The following is a 19,098-nucleotide window of genomic DNA, read 5'->3' on the forward strand; positions in this document are numbered from 1 at the left end:
TGAAGGCGAGCCGCGAAATTCCGTCTAGCCGAAATCTAGAATCATTCGAGACGTCCCAGATGCAATTTATCTCTTATGCGCAGAACGGTGAGGACGTACTACTGAACCGAGTATTTGCTGGCGCAGCAAACGGCTTTTATGTCGATATCGGGGCATACGATCCCATAGAAGGATCAGTTAGCAAGGCATTCTCGGATCGCGGCTGGAGCGGGATTAACGTCGAGCCCGGCGACATATTCGAGCGGTTGGCGGAGGCCCGTCCGCGTGACACAAATTTGCGCATGGCTGTTCTCGATCGAAATGGGACGGTGACGTTTGTGCAGCACGGTGTCGATGCGGGGCAATCGTACGTTGTGCAGGGTTCTGGACCGACTGGTGGCATAACCCGAGAAGTTCCGTGTGATACTTTAAGCGCCATCCTGAAAATGCATGCGCCCGACCGGAAAATTGACTTTCTTAAGATCGATGTTGAAGGGTCCGAGACCGCCATTGTGCGTAGCACTGACTGGCGCGCTATTCGACCCACGGTGCTGGTGATCGAGGCAACGTATCCTTGGACGCACGAGCTTGCGAACGGAGATTGGGAGCCGATACTACTGGCTCATGACTACAAGCGCGTTTGGTTTGATGGCATCAATTGCTTCTATCTTCCGGCAGAACGCGACGATCTTTTGCACCATTTCGCTCTGCCGATTAACGTGCTCGATAACTGGGTGCCGTTTGACCGCGGCCGTATCGAATTGAAAGAGCAGCTTGATGCTCTCGATGCTGAGCTAAAGCAATTGCGCGCGGAGACTGACGTGTTGCGCGGCGAATTGGAGGTGACCAAGTCTGACCTGTCGGCTGCGCAAGCTCGAGAGGGTCAGGTTAAGTTGACGTTATCGGAGCGCACTGCGGCGTTGACGGCCGAGCGTGAACAGAATGGACGATTGGCTGCACGGGCAGCGCTCTTGGACAAGCTTATGTACGAACTACGCTGGCCAGACGGTCCGGCCGCGCTGAGGTCTGTGCTGCCAATGGCCCGGCTGCTCCGCTGGATGGCGAGGACGCCAATTCCAACGACGGCGCCAGCGCCTCCTGCTGAGACGGCGCCCGGGTTGTCGTCACCGATCCCGGTGAATTTGGCGTCGCCTGTAAAAGCAGCAGCTAAACAGTTAGCGCGCGCGCTTCATCGCTCGGCGCGCCCCGTATCGCGGCCAGTTGCCTTACGTATACGCAGCTTTATGACGAGCGAAGTCCGCGCAGAGCTGGCACTGGTAGCAGCAAAACTGGATGGAATCAGCGCCGCCCTATCCTCGCGTGATATGTCCTATAAGGACGGTGCCGATGCGGCGGATCTACGCGATCTTGCGCGCATGTTGGAAACAGTACTGCTCACAATCGCGCTCGATTCTCGACCGAACGCGGAATAGGTCTAAATGTCCTTTTTGTCTGACCGGGCACTCGTGCCAACTGACCTGCTGGTTGATGCACGCTGTCTGCAGGATCACGCCTTTTCTCGGCGTGGGATTGGAAGTCATGCTGTATCGCTACTCGCAGGCGGGCAAGAGATGGCGGAGGTGAGTCGCGCTTTTCGTTTCGTGGGGTTAATCGATCGAACATTACCGGCGTTGTCACCAGATCATCGCGCTCTCTTCGCCGAACTGCGAAGTGTCGGGTACGATACAATCGAGCCAGGACCTGTGTTCTTTTCGCCCTCACCCATGACGCATGATCCATTCTTCGTAGCGCGGTTGCAAAACCGGCCTGGAGGACTTGCAGTAGCAGTTGTGTATGACTTCATTCCTCATGATGAGCCGGTTCGTTACCTGAATAGAGCGGCCGAGCGAATAGCGTACTATGCTCGGTTAGCTCGTTTGCGGCACTACGACGTCTTATTTCCAATTTCGGAGTATACGCGTGCGAGACTAGAATCTGTGGTCCCAGCTGCGACGCGGCGGGTCGTAGTGACTGGAGTCGCCTTGCGCGACAGTATGCGACCGGATGTGGACGGATTAATCGGTGATGGTAGATTTATTCTAGTCACGGCGGGGGACGACTGGCGCAAAAATCCCGAAGTTGTGGTGCGGGCGCACGCTGCTAGTACCGTCCTGCAGCGATCAGATGTCAAGCTGAGGATAACCGGGCTGCATGGCTCTCGGCAACAGCAGGCTCTGCGTGACCTCGCTGCCAGCTGCGGGGGTATGCCCAGCTTGCTGGAGTTCATGCCATTTCTTGACGATGCGGCACTCCGGCAAGCATATCGTGAAAGTTTCGCCGTAGTGGTGCCGTCGCGTATCGAGGGATTCTCTATCCCAATAGTGGAAGCCAGCGGACAGGGCGCGGCGATCTTGGCAAGTGACTGTGCTGCTCATTGCGAACTCGTTCCTGACCCACGTGACCGCTTTGGTGCCGACGATGCCAAGTGCTTGCAGACGTTGCTCGAAGAGGCGCTGGCTGACGAATCGGTTCGGAAGATGCGTCGGCAACGCCAGGCGAAGATATGGGAGCCTTTCTGTTCGAAACAGGTGAGCGAACGCTTCTGGTCTGGCGTACTTGCTGCCCACGTTGTTGCACAGGCGCGGGTAGAGCTGCCTCGCGCCTATGTGTCTATCGGGCGGCGCCCGTCTCTAGCCTTTCTCACGCCCATGCCGCCGACGCCGTCCGGTTGTGCGGAGTATTCGGCCGCCACCCTGGAAAGCCTCGGCCGGCACGCGCAGATTGCACTATTCACTGAGACCGAACGGCCCGCGGTTCCTGCGGGCGTAGTACATATTGGCCAGCCGTGTCGGTTAGCGCATCTCGCGGCTACCTTCGATGCGGTGATAAGCGTTATTGGGAACTCGCATTTTCACAAACGCGAGTTTGAGCTGCTGCTTGAGAACGGTGGTGCATGTATCGCTCACGACGCCCGCATGTTGGACTTTTACTGTCACCTGCTTGGCCGCGAGCGCGCTCGCGAAATTGCTTCGATCGAAGCGGGACGACCCGTCTCCAACGACGAACTTGAGACTTGGTTGGGCAATCCAGGTAAGCTTCCTATACTGTTTCTCAGCGAGATCGCAGCCGCCTCGCGGCCACTGCTGATCCATTCGCCAATTACGAAAACGCTGGTACAGCAGCTCTACAGACGATCCAGCACTGTGCTGCCCTTTGCACCATACCGCAAGTTTGCAGACGCAGAGCTATCTCCTGTGGCACGTACGGAGGTTCGCGTCCGGCTCGGGTTATCAAAAGAAGCCCTGGTGATTGCGACTTTCGGCAACGTCTCCCTAGACCGCGCGCCGTTCGAATTGATTTGGGCGGTCGACCAGCTTCGCGCCTGGGGGTTCGAAGCGCATCTAGCGTTCGTGGGCGAAGCAACGTCACACGTAGCGCGGATGCTTGCCGACGTCGCTCGAGACGCCGAGGTCGCGCCTTATGTCTCGATCGTGGACAATAGTCGCGATGAAGGCACGTATCGCGACTGGCTGATCGGCGCAGATGTGGGCGTTCAGCTCCGCACGTACGGACTAGGTGGGTTGTCTGGAGCGCTGCTCGACTGCATCGCCGCAGGGCTCCCTACGGTGAGCAACGAACACCTCGCTGCGGCGATGGACGCGCCGAACTATGTTGCGCGGGTCCCCGATGCACTTAGCGCGGTGCTTCTAGCTGAGGCCATCGCTGCCATCGTCGACGAGGGCGGTCATCTGGATCGGCCGTTGGCCGAACGGCATGACGTGTTGGAATTACGCAACTTCGATAACTACAGCCGCCAACTACTCGCGGCGCTCGGCTTTGGATGAGCATGATGGTTGTGCTTGATGTCACTGAGCTTGTCAGCAACCCTGCTCGCACCGGAATCCAACGGGTTGTACGCGAGTTGATTTCTCGATGGCCGGAAGACGTCCCGATGCAGGTGGTGCGCTACAATGGCGCCGACAGGTTGGTCGCGGTATCGCATGCCGCGATTGAACTCATCACCGATCGTGCACCGAACGTTGCGGGGCTACCCGCTAACGAACTTGCGCTTCGGTTAGGCCGCGAGCTGGACCGCCATACGACAGAGCTACCGATTGCTGGCCGTATCTTCGTGCCAGAGGTGTTCTTTGAGGAACGCCGTTGTGCCTACCATGAAGCTCGGCTGCGAGCTGATCCTAACGCCGTAGGCTTCATCGTCTATGATTTCATTCCATGGCTGTATCCGGCTCACATCGGCGTGAGGCAATCGGCACCGCTGATGCCTTATCTCAGGCTACTGCGCTCGGCTCGGCGCCTTTCTTTTATCAGCAAAGCTACACGCAACGACTATTTGCGGCGTGTGATGCGGGGGCGGGGCGTGGATGGGCCGGTTTTGACCCTTGGATGTGATGGGCTCGGGTTGCCGAGGCAGACGTTCGCGCCTGATCGGCGCGGCTTCTTGTGCATAGGCTCGATCGACGGACGCAAAAATCAAGACCGCGTTTTGCGCGCCTTCCAAATGATCTGGGGACAAGGGCATCAGGTCCCGCTTACCATCGTAGGCAATGCTTTTGCGCAGCTAGATGTATCTGAATTCGAGGAGGCGCGCTCACATCCGATGTTCTCTTGGCTCCGCCACGCCGCGGACGAGGAGGTACGCAACCTCTTAGGTGCCGCCCGCGGCACGATCTATGCCTCGGAAATCGAGGGCTACGGACTTCCGCCGATTGAGAGCCTACATGTTGGACTACCGGTGATTTGCTCGGCTTCGCTGCCTTCGCTCGCCGACCTGCCCGCCGCTGGCCAAGTACGACTAGCTGAGATGACGCCGGAGGCTATCGCCGACGCCGTACTGATGTTGTCCGACGATGCCGCGGCCGCACGGCTCTGGGACGAGGCGGGGCAGCTGACGTTGGTCAGTTGGGACGCCTTCGCTCGTCAGGCCGCAGATTGGATGCAATCCGAGTAGTTGGTATGGAGCGTGTGCTTCTAGAACCTTGTCGGGGGGAGGTCTATGAAGTTCGCGCGGTCATAAAAGCTTGGTGGAATGAGGCGGCTTGGACAATCGAACGACGGCATTTAGAGGATGGTCCGGCCACGCCTGGTCGTAAACGTTGGCGGGCGTAAGGTTGTCGAGGCTCTCGTGGCAGCAAGATTGAGGGTCTAGTGCCAGATCTTAGATTGCGTCTGGGTCCTTAATGACGCGCTCGATGCGGAGATGCTGCAGAAGCATCGGCCGCCGCTGCCGCTCAATCCGCGATCGACCCTCAAAGGTTATGCTGGCACATTCATCCAAGCCGGAGCCGACGCTGTCTCGCGATCGTTCCAGGATAAGGCGCGCGACGTTCTCAGCGTCAAGGATTTCGGCGCGAAGGGCGATGGATCGATCGATGATACAGCGGCCATCGTGATGGCTGACGCTATCGCAGCCTCGTTAGGTAAGGCGCTTTATTTCCCTGGGGGCACGTACAACGTTTCGAGCGCGCTGACAACGGCTACTGCGGCGCATTGAATCGGAGAATCTAAAAGCAACACCACCATCCGAACTACGTCAGCAACGAGCGATGCGCTGACGATTTTCAACGGGTTCGTGACGATCGAGAATATTCAATTTAATTCGTCGGTGACGCGGACTGGCGGGAATTACATCAATGTCTTAGCCTCCTCCTTTCGACTCAAAAAAATATTCATGTTCAGAGCTTACCAGGGGCTATTCCTGTCCAGGATGTTTCTGGCGTCCACGTCTCGGATGGGTCGATAAGCTCGAACACCATAGGCATTCGCCTTAACGGCGGCGTTGCCGTGGAGCTTGACAGTGTTGTTTGCAACTGGGACGGCGTCACTCGCCCGTTCGGGTCAACTCCGGAGACGGCTTATATTTCGGTGAGTGCAGGCACTATCACGGGGGCGTCGGTTAACGGAAACAGCATCCTTCCCATGGTTGTGGCCTCTGGTGTTGTTTCCCGGTTAGTCTGCCCCCAAATGGGGTGCCGGGCATCAGCGGGTTCGGTGGAACGGACCCACATTCGGTTCATACACTGAATGAGCTATGTTGCCCGCGAACCTGAACTGATTTTGTTCGCGCAAAAAAATAGAACCGACTCAATGCGAGCAAGCCGTGAGCGTGAAGAGTTCTCTGGAGGCGTCGTTGTAAATTCGGCATGTTGCCGACGAGATGTTCGCCTCTAGGGTCGCAAGATCTTCCGCTGTATATGCGGTCTTCTCGATCAGGATGCCGTCAAACCCAAACTGAATCGCACGGCGAAGCAGCGCCGGGTTGTCGCTCTTTGTTGCACCGGCAAGTTCATGGAATTCAGTTTGCCACCATGACAACGCGTAACTCCACCTTGTAGGAGATGCTTTCGCATCTAGGAGGTACGGTAGAAAGTGATAGTACGGATCGAAATTATGGACGTGTGGGTATTCCGGCCACGGAATCATCGGCAACTGAAGGACGGTTTTGAGCGCAGCTGCATCTTTTGCTGCAAGTAGATCCAGCACAGATTGTTCTCTGCCTGTTGTCACTGGATTGCTGAGCGTGGCGGCCTGTTTCTTGGCAATTATCTGGAATGCTGATCTGCCCCCAGGAATGAGGCAAATCACCATGATAGCCGCCGCGCATACCGCAACCCAGAGGCGGCGAACCGCCAACGATTGAATGGACACGCACAGTATCACCATCGCGTAGAACGTAAGGAATGGCAGCACTCGCTCTTGGGCTCGAATGCCGCCGAACACCATGAAATTGAAGATGTAGCCAATTCCACCACGCAGCGAGAAAATTACTCCGAAGGCAATAAGCAGCACGCTCATCGCAACCGTCATCCCGGCGTCGCCAAGATTCTGCGGGCGAACGAACGCGACGATTGGAGCGACACAGACCGAGGCAAGAATTGTGGTGGTTAGCAGTGGACCAGGCCATTCAGGCGCATAGGATTCTCCGGGAGTTGTGCTGAGCGACGGGTCATTAAGATAGACTGTGAATTTCTCGGTCCAGAGCCCCAGGTTATAATAGTCCCACATGGCGTTACTCAGTAGTAATCCATGGTAGAGCTGAGAGACCGCGCCTCGATCGGGCAGTCTAGGCGTTGATCCAGTCAATAGTCCGAGCGTCCATGGTCCGTATGTGGTCAGAATTAAAAGTGCGACAATTGCGAGTGATGTGGCGCCGCCAACAAGCAGAGGCGTCCAGCTTCTGCGCTCTGCCGCGAGCATCATAGTTCCGACCATTACGAATATGCAGGTGAGCATTCCATAGTATACGCCGGATGTGCCCACGATCAGGACGGTCGTTAGAAAAAAGGCAAGTGCCGATTTTGTAAATGGATGTCGTGCCATTACGAGAGGGAAGGCGGCACCGAGCGGTACTGCATAGTAGAGCGATAGATAGTCGTGGTTAAATGAGCGAAGCACGAAAAATGGCGACGCCACAAACGCAATGCTGGCTATGCAAGACAGAGCAGGGGCAATGCCAAGCATTCGCAGTGACCAGAACGCGAAGATATAGATCAGAGAGACGCCGACGAGATAGAGGCCGTCGATCACGATGAAAATGTTCGATGTGAATCTACCGAAGATCCACGACAGGGCCTTGTAGGAAAAATCGAACTGCGGAAAGTATAGATTGTCGTTGAAGTACGGTGCGCCGAGCTTGGTATTGAAGCGGAAGGTGCCATCCATCATTTCTTTGGCGACCTTCAGCGCAAAAACGTGATCCCCCTCTAAGGATATCGGTCTTCCGAATTGCAGGCTTTGAAAGCCAAGAAGTGCTAACGATCCGATTAGGCCGACGCACAACCAGAGCATCGGACGATCAATCAAGCAGGGGTGAGGCATCACCATAACTGACGCGCGGTGAGACCTATCCGCGATATCGCGCCACGCCTTCATTTGAAGTGCACCCCCGAGGCGGCGTATGTACCGCCAAGAAATGATGTCAACGCCGACCGTGGAAGATGCCTCGATTGTGGTACATTGGATGCGCCGTAAACGTGACTGTTGAGAAGCCACAATCACGAAGCATCCCTTCCACGCAAGCCTGGTTCGGTCCCCACCAATTGGTGTGATCGTTGGCTAGTTCTGTTGTGGGATAAAAGATCATAGCCGGCCTTGTGATATCCAGAGCGTCGAGGTGGGTTTCGATGATGAACCATTCCTTCGCTATCTTCGTTAGATTTTCAAGCGCGAGGAAAGGATGGCGGAGATGGTAGAACACACCGGCAAACAACGGTATCAAATGTGCCAACTGTCTCGGGGGAAAGATCGGGAAGCTCGATATCTTTGACATCAATCAATGGGTCGGTGTTGGCGCGGGCTAACTCGAATGCGCGCCGGTCACCCCAGCACTGATTAGACCATGCGAAATGATCGGTTGCGAGAACCCGGCTCGCGCCTCGCCTCGATGCTTCGATACTGTTGAAGCCGTCCAGCAACCGATATCGAGGAAGCTTTTGCCGCGGATTGTGCCATCAAAGTAGATATCTGCCTGGGCCTGCAGAACGTCAAGCTTGCAGTTTCCTTTTGAGAGAACCCACCACCGAAATCTATCGTGTGGTGCCATGAAAAGGCGTCAAGCTCTGCCTGTGTAACCACTTCCAATTGCTCCCTTTCGGACGGTGCGGACCCTATCGGCCACAACCGGTCCGCGCAAGCGGGCGGCGGACTAGTTCCACACAATAATACCGCCACAACCACCCCGAGCAACCCCTCGATGCCAGTTCCCGGCAATGGCCGACGCGGCCACCAGGCGTTGTCGATGTAGTCCTGTTCGCTTGCCTCATCCTGCTTGTATTGCCATCTGCCGTCGCAATCGAGACGTTGCCAAACCTGCCCGACCGGCGAGCCGATTGCCGTGGAGATCGCGGCCACCGAGCGGCGGCAGAATGCATCTGTGCCAGTCGAAATGGCTTGGTCGCGCCAACAACAGGCAGTCTTCCGAACATTTATTGATGGGCTTCCCAGCCGATCGATCGTCGACAGCTAGCCCACGACCTCGCCGAGAATTAACCCCTGCATAAGGGGTAAGCACTCCAACATCCAGGCATCCGGTTTCCCCCACGGAAGTTCGATCCGCGGCTTCAATGCCCATTCCGGGCAAATACGAAGCCGTGCCTATGACTGATCCAGTATCAATCGGATAAAAAAACCGGCGCCATGTGGGGCGGGAGGGCGGGAATACTCCAACTAAGGGCCGTCGCCGGATGCGCACACGCCACCGCAGCGCACCGACACAGAATGGGACGAGACGCTGCGCTACACCGAGGGCTCCGCACCCCGTCCGGGTGCTTAACAAATGGGCTCAAATCAACCTGGGACTCAGCTCATCGCTGGATGAAAGAAGGGACTCAGGTCAGACCGTGTATGCACCAGCGTCGACGACCCGGTGCAGCCACCCGCCACCACTGTTGCATTCGGCCCCGATCCGAATTCGCCGAAATCGCAAATGCCAGGACATTAGGTCCTTCGAAAGAGCGTTGGTACCCGTGGCCTTCAATCCCGGAAGGTCTTCTGCAAAAAGTCTTCGTAAGCGAGCGTCAAGCCCGCATTGATCCCGGTTTTTGCTTTCCAGCCCAGCCGCGACATCTTACTTATGTCCAAGAGCTTGCGTGGTGTGCCGTCGGGCTTCGAGGTGTCGAATTCGATGTGACCTTCAAACCCGACGATCGATCGGAGCAATGATGCAACCGTCGCGATCGTCATATCCTCGCCCACTCCGACATTGAGTAACGGTGTAACATCAGGGTGGGCCAGTCTATCGAACTGCTCGTCGGGCAAGCCGAGTAGGTGTGCTATGGCATCGCCAAGGTCCAGCGAGAACATGAATTCCCTACGTGGCCTGCCAGAACCCCAAACGACCACGGAGGAGTCCGACGCGTGCTTAGCCTCGTGAAATCGCCGAATGAGGGCTGGTATGACGTGAGAGTTCTGAGGATCATAGTTATCCCCTGGACCGTACAGGTTGGTTGGCATTAATGCGAGATAGCTAGTGCCAAATTGACGATTGAATGACTGGCAGGCCTCAACTCCCGCAATCTTTGCAAGAGCGTAGGCGCGGTTAGTCAATTCCAACGGTCCGGTCAGAATATATTCTTCCCGTATCGGCTGCGGGCAGTCTCGCGGATAAATGCAGGACGATCCAAGGAAAATCATCCGGTGTACGTTGCTAGCGTAAGCTGCATCGAAGACATTTAATTGGATCCGCAGGTTATTGTGTAGAAAATCTACCGGATAAATTGAATTGGCGAGAATCCCTCCAACTTTGGCGGCGCACATCACCACGTAGTCCGGTTGAGATCGCATGAAGAAGTCATACGTTGCTTCGCGATCTTCCAGATCCAGCTGTTCGTGTGGGCAAGTGACAATGTCGTAACAACCTCGCTCGCGAAGAGCGCGCAGTGTTGCCGATCCAACAAGGCCATTATGTCCCGCAACAAATACTTTCTTCGGCGTCAACAGCCTCTCCATTCCGATCTCGCGAGCTCGGTACCGCTCGGCCTTCATTTCTTGCGTAAGCAAAGAGCGAAGCTAGTTTCTTGTGCCGAGGTGGTTCCGTGCGAACCTGATCAAAGGGTACCAAAATGCTCGCGTAGCGCGAAAAACTTGATTGTTGCGCGATATCTGAACAAGTCGGTGAAGCAGCTTTCGCCGTGCTTGCTCTATCTTAGATGGGTGTTCGCGCGCTAACGCTGGATGATTATACTTCCCGACATAGAGTTTTTCGCTCGGGGTTAAAATGAAATCGATTAGTTGTCGCTCCGAGGCTGTCCATGCAAGCGAACCAACCGCCGAAGCTTTCCTTGCCAGTTGTCCCATTTCGGCGGCCGACGCAAAATCCAGTGGAGCAGGATTTGTGAGATCATACAGAAGCCCGTTGACACCCGGGATTATGTATTCGTTCATCGTGCCGTTCCTCGGCGCCACTACGCATTGACCGCGTGAAAACGCTTCAAGAAACGATTGACCGATACCTTCTTCGGCTCGGGGGACAAAGAATACATTTGCCCTTTCAAGCAAACGATTGAGGTCTGCTTTGTCTTCAAACCAGGTTGAAATCGTCATGTTATGTTGATCCATCTCCGCTTTGGTAGGAAGCTGGGGAGGTGGGCTACCTGGATCGGCTGCGAGATGTAGGTGGAGGCTTGCAAGCTGATTGCGAGATATCAGGGCCCTGATCGTCGACCATGAAATCTCGCGCTCGCGGCGAAGCCAGAAGAAACCGTGAAGACCGCCCTCAAACGACGCAGGCAGCGCTTTGGGTTGCTGGTAATACCGTGCAAGGTAACTTGCAATACCAAATGCTAGGGTCATCGAATGCAAGCCGATCGAGAAGTTCAGGATCTTCGAACCCTGGAAGGGTTCCCAAAAACCCGTCAAGTTATACATGGGTCCGCGCGACAATCCGAATTGGTCGAGCATCGGGATATATGTGACGTTCGGGTGTAATGTTCTGTAGTGCGATGCGGAAATCGGACAGAAAGCCTGAAACATTATCACGGCGTCGTAAGTGCATACGTCTTCCCAAGCCACTGGGGCTCCGCCTTGCCATGAATTGTCCCAAAAACAATCCACAACGAGTCCGTGTCGCCTCATCACATCAATCAAAAACTGCGTCGAGCGCGTTTTTTGATGGAATGAATGATCGACATAGGCGGCGCGCATCAACGTTGTTACCTCTTCTTGAGCAACGGGTATAGCTTCCTCGCCAGCGCATACGCCCTTGGAGTCTTTTGCAGCGCAGCCTTCAGTAAAGCTTTCAATGCCCGCCGAATATCCGAGGTAGGAGCGCCAGTCACCTCGAGGCGGTTGAATACTTCGCTTCCGACAAGAGCCCAGGTCAGCGACCCAATAAGATCTTCGGAGGTCGAATATTTCGTCAGTAACTTGGAAATGAATTCATTGGCGTCGTGTGGGCGGTTCGGAATCAGGTGGGCGATCTGCTTGTGAAGCGCAAAAAAACTATGATGAAGCCCGTGAGCTTCAGCAGGTAGCAGCATCGGAAATCGTTCTCGAACTATTCGAATGCACTCCATCGAGTGAACGTAAGTATCGCTAGATACTCCACCAAGTGAATAATTGACGGTAACTTCTCGTGTGTAAACGTTGCGAACGCCGGCATCTAGGCAGCTCATTATCCACCTGAAGTCCGCCGCAATTTTGTACGATGTATCATACGGGCCCGAGGCTTCATACGCTGTTCGCGTTGCATAGATGGCGTTGTGACAGTCATTCGCGCAGGTAAAATAGCTGCCGGGGTGCACGAAAGCCGGAGCCCAAACGATTGCGTTGTTGTCGGATAAACTGACGGCTGCCGCGGTGAACAAAAGCGCCGCATCCTGTCGATTTCGTAATCGCTGGACGGCAATCTCAGCCGCGGATGGCTCAAGCCAATCATCCGAGTTCAGCACGCAAATCAATTGCCCGCGCGCCAGCGGTATCGCCTTGTTAAGTGCATCGTACAAACCTCGGTCGGGCTCGGAAGCAAAATAGTCAAGCCGATCAGCGTAGCGTTGGATGAGCGCCAGCGTCCCATCGGTTGAGGCGCCATCGAGGATGATATGCTCGACGTTTTTATAAGTCTGCCGCTGAACACTTTCGAGAGCTCGGGCGAGAGTTTCGGTATTGTTTCTAACGACGGTAACGTAACTCACCAATGGATTCTCGGGTGTTCCCTCCTTCATTTGACTGCGAATTCGCAAGCCGCCTTCGATCCGCTTGCTATTGGTTGCGGGCACGGGGAGTTGATCTCGCCAGATTGGCCATTCGGTTGCGACTGCAGGTCGGCGCCTTGGAAACTCAGGCCCTTCGCATCCGTTCAGGTATCCAAGCGGACTCGCCTGAATCGACCCATTCTTGTCTCTAGGCCAGTATTTGGTGCCTGCTTCGTTGGCTTTCGCGATCGGTGGTTCTTGTAGCAGCTCGACACGGCGACGGTGAGCTTGAGAAAGAACATTGCAAATAATGTCGGCGCAGCGGTCCCAATTAAACAGTCGAGCTCTCTCGATACCGTGCGCGGAGAGCTTCCTCCGCAATTCTGGAGACGAGGCCAGTTTGTCGATCGCGTTAGCAACCCCGTCCACGTCATCGCAGTCAAACATCAAACCAGCATTGCCAACGACTTCAGGCAACGACGAATTGTTGGCTGAGATGACGGGCGTCCCGCACGCCATCGCTTCTAGCAGGGGTAAGCCGAAGCCCTCATAGCGCGAAAGGTAAATGAAGCTCGTTGCCCCGCTATAGATTGCCGAGAGGTCGTTGTCTTCCACGAAGCCCGCAAGAATAATGCGGTGACGCCAGCGCCCAGCATTGGCAAGAATACGATCGAGCTCTTTGGTCTTCCATCCAACCATACCGACCATAACGAGATGCATGTCGGTCGCCTGGTTTTGCTCAACATAGGCCAGGAAAGACTGGACCACCTGGTGAAGGTTCTTGCGGATTTCAAGGGTCGCCAAGCTGAGCACATACGGAGCTGCGGTTGGAATCCCGTACTTTTGGCGTATCCTCATCACTTCGGATAAGTCGCTGCACGGCCTGAACCAAGTGCCGGCTGCCAACGGAATGACCGTGATTTGTGCCGGGTTCAAGTCAGGACGGTAGGCGATCAAGTCGCGCTTTGTATTCTCAGAAATTGCAAATATGATCGTGTGCTCGTCCAGGCTGGCAACTATTTGATGAACCTCGCTGGCGGCCTGCGGTTCGAAGAAGTCAGGGTGAAGAATGGCTACAAGGTCATATATGATGTGCGCTCGCAAAATCTGATCGTGATCACGCCAATTCGGCTGCGCGACGCCAAACGACGAAAGCAAGATGTCGGTATCGTGCGGCGACGCGCCACGAGCCGAACCATAGGTGAGGCGCGGGAGCCCGCGATCGACAAGATATTTGGTGAGGCTCTGGTCATCGCCCGAGCGATAGACATAATGGGTTTCAAAACGGCCCGATCTTATCAGTCGCGAAAAGAGTTCATCGCAGACACGATAGACGCCTGTCTTTACCCCCTGCGCTAGCACATACATGTCTAGCGCTAAACGAACTCTGGAATCGGCCATTTTCGTTGCGAGATAGCGGTACAACAGTCGAACCTTCTTGATTAGGAGGGGACGAAAATCAAGAAGAATTCACGCGAGCTAGCAAGAATTCGCTCGAAATCCGAATGGATTAAACGCTCGCGGCACTTGACGTCGCCTGGTTGGATAGCGGAGAGGAACCTCGCTGTACCCAATCAGCTGGGTTCCCGGGGCGATTCTCAGCAGCTGGCAGGGAGAAATCCAGTGTGGGGAGACGCGCCGTGAACCGAAAGGGCCAGAGTAGCCGAACGCTGCCGGAGTGATGAGAGGGGTCGCTTTGAGGGGGACGATTCGCAGTCGGGATGGAAGCCGGATGCTGCACGGTCCAATGATGGGCATTTCCAACTATACCTTTCATATAGTGCGCGGGCTTCTCGAACAGAGGTCGTCGTATCGTCTCCTGGGATTTGTGGGCATCGGCTGGCGCAACATCAATCTCACCTCGATGCGCAACGTTACGGCGGATCACGACGGCAGCGGTGATGAGAATTCAACGTCCCGTCTCGGCAAGTCGATTTCTAGGCACGCGGCGAAACCGCGGCTATACGCCTGTCGGTACACCAACCGGACGGGCCGAGCATACGAGAAGACGCTCGCGATGATGACCGGCGCAGCGTGGGCGCTATCGCCACTCAAGATCGGCGATATGAGACGTCAAAAGCCCGCGCATGATCGGATTCTGAACTGGGAGAAGAAATAGTGCACGTTCTACGACGCGAGCGGCATGCGCATCGGCAGTGCGACGACCAACAGTGCCGGGACGTCAGCGCTGCCTTGTTGCCGGTTAGCGAGTCATGGTAGATAACATCTCCACAAATTGAGTATTCCCATCATGGCCGCCGAGCATGACATTGACCTCGTTGTCAGAGACCATTTTTTTTCACGGCCAGCGCGAAAAAGACTTGGGATCTTCCCGCGCCGTAACAGGGTCATGATCGAGGTAGGCGCGGCGCGGCCTGACTATCTCTCGATTGGCGCGAGCTTTAGGGGGCTCGGCTGGAAAGTCATTTCCATCGAACCAAATCCCAAATTTTGCGCTGCTCATCGGGCATTGGGATTTGAGGTCCTCGAATATGCCTGCGGCGATGAGGATCGCGACAACGTGGACTTTTATGTTGTTGACTCTTGGGGTGCTGAATACATGGGCGGCGCGGTGTCAAATGAAAGCTTCTCGTCGCTTGGAATCGCTGGTGATTACGCGAAGTTACACGAATCGCTTGCCGGCAAGAGGACGATTGAAACGATAAAGGTGAAGCTGCGAACGCTGGATACGATCCTTGCTCAGCATGAGCCGAAACTCGAAATGATCGACATTCTCGCTGTCGATGTTGAAGGCTGGGAACTGAGCGTCTTACGGGGTTTTTCCATTGCTCGGTATCGCCCCAAGGTTGTAATTCTTGAAAACCTTTTTGAAGATCCGAAATATGGATCCGAAATGAGGGATCGGGGATATGCGCTTTGGCGTTCGATGCCTCCCAACGAAATTTATTATCGGGGTTAAGCGACAATCGCCGCAACGCGAGGCGAGCGAGTTGCAGCCGGTGAGGTAGTACAATTACGGAGATTGGTCGTACAAACCTCGCAAGCCCTAGGGTCTAGACTCGATGGCCGCGGCAATCTCTGCTGCTTTTTCTGCTTGAATAACCAAGACCGGCAATCCGCAGGGCACGCTCTCCATCGAGTTGAAACCGGAAAGCGCCCGATCCAAGGATATCTTTGTTGTTTCAACGTCGCGATACCGTTAAGAGTAATTCACGCCGTGCTACTTTTGGCTGTGGGGCGTATTTGGGGCGAACAAGAGCCAGTGATGAAGGTCGTCATTCTCGCGGGTGGTCTCGGAACCCGCATCGCCGAGGAGACCTCGGTCAAGCCCAAACCCATGATCGAGATCGGCGGACGCCCGGTCCTCTGGCACATCATGAAGATCTACAGCCATCACGGCTTCAACGATTTCATCGTCTGCCTCGGCTACAAGGGCTATGTGATCAAGGAATATTTCGCGAACTATTTTCTGCACATGTCCGACGTGACGTTTCATGTCGCGGACAACCGGATGGAAGTGCATCGCCGCACAGCGGAGCCCTGGCGGGTAACCCTGGTCGATACTGGAGAAGAGACCCAGACCGGCGGACGGCTGAAGCGCGTCTTGCATCATGTCGCCGACGAACCGGTCTTTGCGCTGACCTATGGCGACGGCGTTTCCGACATCGATATCAACGCGGAAATGGCCTTCCATAAATCCCACGGACGCCTTGCGACCGTTGCGGCGGTCCGCCCGGCGAAGCGGTTCGGCGCGATGGAAGTAGACGGCAACCGCGTACTGTCCTTCGCGGAAAAGCCGGAAGACGACGGCGGGTGGATCAATGGTGGATTTTTTTTGCTCTCCCCCAAAGTCGGAGATCTGATCGAAGGCGACGACGCCGTGTGGGAACGCCATCCGCTGGAAGCGCTGGCGCGCACCGATCAACTGCGGGCCTATGTCCACCAGGGATTCTGGCATCCGATGGATACGCTGCGCGACCGCAAGTTCCTGGAAGATCAATGGAACAGCGGTGAAGCCAAATGGAGAGTTTGGTGATCGAAGCGGAATTCTGGCGGGGCCGCCGCATCTTCCTGACTGGACATACAGGCTTCAAGGGAAGCTGGGCATCCATGATGCTGAAGGCGATGGGCGCCCGTGTGTTCGGCCTGGCGCTGCCGCCAGAGCACGGTGACGGTGTGTTCATCGCGAGCGAAGTCGAAGGAGACGTCGAGCACCGTATCGGCGACATCCGCGACTTCAACTGCGTATCCGCGGCGATGGAGGAGGCCCGCCCGGAGATCGTGATCCACATGGCGGCGCAGCCGCTGGTGCGGCTTTCCTACGCCGAGCCGATCGAGACCTATGCAACCAACGTGATAGGAACGGTGCATGTCCTCGAGGCTGTGCGCCGCTGCCCGAGCGTGCGTGCCGCGGTCATCGTCACCAGCGACAAATGCTATGAGAATGACGGCCGTCGCCAAGGCTACCGTGAGATCGATCCGGTCGGCGGACATGATCCCTATAGTAACAGCAAGGGATGCGCTGAACTGGTCACCAGCGCGTATCGCCGGAGCTTCTTCTATCGGGCAGACGATCCGGCCATTGCTTCCGTCCGCGCCGGCAATGTGATCGGCGGTGGAGATTGGGCGAAGGACCGGTTAGTTCCCGACGCCATCAGGGCTTTCTCCTCTGGCGAGACGCTGCACATCCGCTTTCCTGCCGCAGTCAGGCCGTGGCAACATGTGTTCGACCCGATCGTCGGTTACCTGCGGCTTGCCGAGCACCTGATCCGGCATGGCCAGAATTACGCATCTGGCTGGAATTTTGGTCCCGCTTCGGATAGTCACGTGCCGGTTCGGCAGCTGGTCGAGCGGTTGGCCCATCACTGGGGCGAGCCGGTGTCCTGGGCCGTCGATGGCGGCGAGCAGCCGCACGAGGCAGGCTATCTGCAGCTCGACTGCGCCAAGGCGCGCGACGAGCTCGGCTGGCAGCCGGCGCTGAACTTTGAGGAAGCCATCAGCTTGACGGTCGATTGGTATCGCGCGGCCGCCCGCGGCGCCGACCGGCGCAAGGCCGCTTTACAACAAATCGATTGGCTGTTTGAACGCCACCGCGCCACGGCGCTGCAGGAAGCCGGAGCCTAATTCGTGTCCCAGACCATGCCCTCGACTGCCGTGGACGAGGCGGAAGCCATCCGCCTGCAAATTCACGAACTGGTGGAACGTTATTATTCGGTTGCGCATCAGCCGGCACCGTTCGTTCCAGGACAATCGCGCGTGTTGGTTTCGGGACGCAAATATGATGCGTCGGACATGAAATCGCTGGTCGATTCCGCGCTCGATTTCTGGCTCACCACCGGACGCTTCAACGAAGCTTTCGAGAAGAAGCTCGCCGCGCGCATCGGGATCCGCTCGGTGCTGACGGTCAATTCCGGTTCGTCCGCCAACCTGGTCGCGTTTTCGGCGCTGACCTCGCATATGGTGCGCGAGCGGCAGCTGAAGCCGGGCGACGAAGTGATCACGGCCGCGACCGGCTTTCCCACCACGGTCAATCCGACGCTGCTGTGGGGCATGGTGCCGGTCTTTGTCGATGTCGACATCCCGTCCTACAACGTCACCCCCGACCTGGTTGAGGCGGCGATCACCGAGAAGACTCGCGCGATCATGGTGGCGCATACACTCGGCAATCCCTTTGACGCCGTGCGCCTCGCCGAGATCGCCAAGAAGCATCGCCTTTACCTGATCGAGGATTGCTGCGACGCTCTGGGCGCGACCGTCGGCGGACGTCACGTCGGCACCATCGGCGATATCGGAACCGTGAGCTTCTATCCCGCCCACCACATCACCATGGGCGAAGGCGGCGCCGTGTTCACCAACGATCCGGTGCTGCGCCGGGCGATGGAGTCGTTCCGCGATTGGGGCCGTGATTGCTATTGCGATCCGGGCAAGGACAACACCTGCAAGCGGCGCTTCGACTGGCAGCTCGGCGACCTGCCCTATGGCTACGACCACAAGTACATCTATTCGCATCTCGGCTTCAATCTGAAGATCACTGACATGCAGGCATCTGTCGGCTTGTCGCAGCTCGATCATCTGGAAGCGTTCATTGCGGCGCGCCGGTCCAACTTCGCGTTCCTGAAAACGCAGCTCGCAGCAATCGAAGAGTTCCTGATCCTGCCGGAAGCAACCGCCGGCACCGAGCCGTCATGGTTCGGCTTCCCGATCATGGTGCGCGAAGGCGCGCCGTTCAGCCGCGACGAACTGGTGCGCTTCCTCAACGCTAACAAGATCGATACCCGCCTTCTGTTCGGCGGCAACCTTGTGCGCCAGCCCTATATGACCGGGCGCAACTTCCGGGTTCACGGCGCGCTCACCAACAGCAATCGCGTGGTGGATCGCACTTTCTGGATCGGGCTGTTCCCGGGCCTCACCACCGATCACCTGACTTATGTCGTGGACCAGCTCGGCGAATTCTGCCGGGCCAAGGTCGCGGCCTGACCACTGTCATCGAAGGAGCATCTTGTGGGTGCTCCGCACGCGAATTGAGTTCAGTCCGTCAAGCATGACAAGAGACGTAGCGCCTCTGTTGAGG

At 56.4% G+C, this 19,098-nt stretch carries 13 protein-coding genes; 9 read left to right on the forward strand and 4 right to left on the reverse strand.

Features of this window, described 5'->3' with window-relative positions:
* Positions 1-59: 59 nt before the first annotated feature.
* The 4 genes from ACZXDY_RS25560 (at position 60) to ACZXDY_RS25575 (ending at position 5,431) form a co-directional block, all read left to right on the forward strand.
* Positions 60-1,412, forward strand: coding sequence for an FkbM family methyltransferase (locus ACZXDY_RS25560; protein WP_464347406.1), 1,353 nt, complete (start codon positions 60-62; stop codon positions 1,410-1,412).
* 549 nt (positions 1,413-1,961) lie between these two features.
* Positions 1,962-3,764 (forward strand): glycosyltransferase, encoded by a 1,803-nt coding sequence (locus ACZXDY_RS25565; protein ID WP_464347407.1) that lies wholly within the window; start codon positions 1,962-1,964, stop codon positions 3,762-3,764.
* Positions 3,765-3,769: 5 nt separating this feature from the next.
* Positions 3,770-4,888, forward strand: a complete 1,119-nt coding sequence (locus tag ACZXDY_RS25570; RefSeq protein ID WP_464347408.1) for a glycosyltransferase — start codon at positions 3,770-3,772, stop codon at positions 4,886-4,888.
* Positions 4,889-5,137: 249 nt separating this feature from the next.
* On the forward strand, positions 5,138-5,431 hold the full coding sequence (locus ACZXDY_RS25575; RefSeq protein ID WP_464347409.1) for a glycosyl hydrolase family 28-related protein: 294 nt from the start codon (positions 5,138-5,140) through the stop codon (positions 5,429-5,431).
* Between the two features lie 590 nt (positions 5,432-6,021).
* On the opposite strand, the gene ACZXDY_RS25580 is transcribed toward ACZXDY_RS25575, so the two are convergent.
* From ACZXDY_RS25580 to ACZXDY_RS25595, 4 genes are all read right to left on the reverse strand, one after another.
* Entirely contained in the window at positions 6,022-7,809 is a 1,788-nt protein-coding gene (locus ACZXDY_RS25580) for a hypothetical protein (RefSeq protein ID WP_464347410.1), read from the reverse strand.
* 1,599 nt (positions 7,810-9,408) lie between these two features.
* Positions 9,409-10,383, reverse strand: a complete 975-nt coding sequence (locus ACZXDY_RS25585; RefSeq protein WP_464347411.1) for a GDP-L-fucose synthase family protein — start codon at positions 10,381-10,383, stop codon at positions 9,409-9,411.
* A gap of 60 nt (positions 10,384-10,443) precedes the next feature.
* The gene (locus ACZXDY_RS25590; protein ID WP_464347412.1) at positions 10,444-11,577 is read right to left on the reverse strand and encodes a glycosyltransferase; all 1,134 of its coding nucleotides are present in this window, start codon (positions 11,575-11,577) and stop codon (positions 10,444-10,446) included.
* A gap of 8 nt (positions 11,578-11,585) precedes the next feature.
* Positions 11,586-13,991 (reverse strand): glycosyltransferase, encoded by a 2,406-nt coding sequence (locus ACZXDY_RS25595; RefSeq protein WP_464347413.1) that lies wholly within the window; start codon positions 13,989-13,991, stop codon positions 11,586-11,588.
* A gap of 307 nt (positions 13,992-14,298) precedes the next feature.
* Between ACZXDY_RS25595 and ACZXDY_RS25600 the strand changes: the two genes are divergently transcribed.
* The 5 genes from ACZXDY_RS25600 to rfbH all read left to right on the forward strand — a co-directional run bounded on the left by ACZXDY_RS25600 (position 14,299) and on the right by rfbH (position 19,004).
* Complete coding sequence (locus ACZXDY_RS25600; RefSeq protein ID WP_464347414.1) at positions 14,299-14,685, forward strand: hypothetical protein; 387 nt, start codon at positions 14,299-14,301, stop codon at positions 14,683-14,685.
* Between the two features lie 132 nt (positions 14,686-14,817).
* Positions 14,818-15,486 (forward strand): FkbM family methyltransferase, encoded by a 669-nt coding sequence (locus ACZXDY_RS25605; protein WP_464347415.1) that lies wholly within the window; start codon positions 14,818-14,820, stop codon positions 15,484-15,486.
* Between the two features lie 306 nt (positions 15,487-15,792).
* Positions 15,793-16,563, forward strand: a complete 771-nt coding sequence (gene rfbF / locus ACZXDY_RS25610; RefSeq protein WP_464347426.1) for a glucose-1-phosphate cytidylyltransferase — start codon at positions 15,793-15,795, stop codon at positions 16,561-16,563.
* A complete protein-coding gene (gene rfbG, locus ACZXDY_RS25615; protein WP_464347416.1) occupies positions 16,560-17,651 on the forward strand; it encodes a CDP-glucose 4,6-dehydratase in 1,092 nt (363 codons plus the stop codon). Before rfbF ends, rfbG begins: the two co-directional genes overlap by 4 nt.
* Before the next feature lie 3 nt (positions 17,652-17,654).
* The gene (rfbH, locus tag ACZXDY_RS25620; RefSeq protein WP_464347417.1) at positions 17,655-19,004 is read left to right on the forward strand and encodes a lipopolysaccharide biosynthesis protein RfbH; all 1,350 of its coding nucleotides are present in this window, start codon (positions 17,655-17,657) and stop codon (positions 19,002-19,004) included.
* The last annotated feature ends 94 nt before the right edge of the window (positions 19,005-19,098 follow it).

Source organism: Bradyrhizobium sp. LeoB3 (assembly GCF_055456055.1).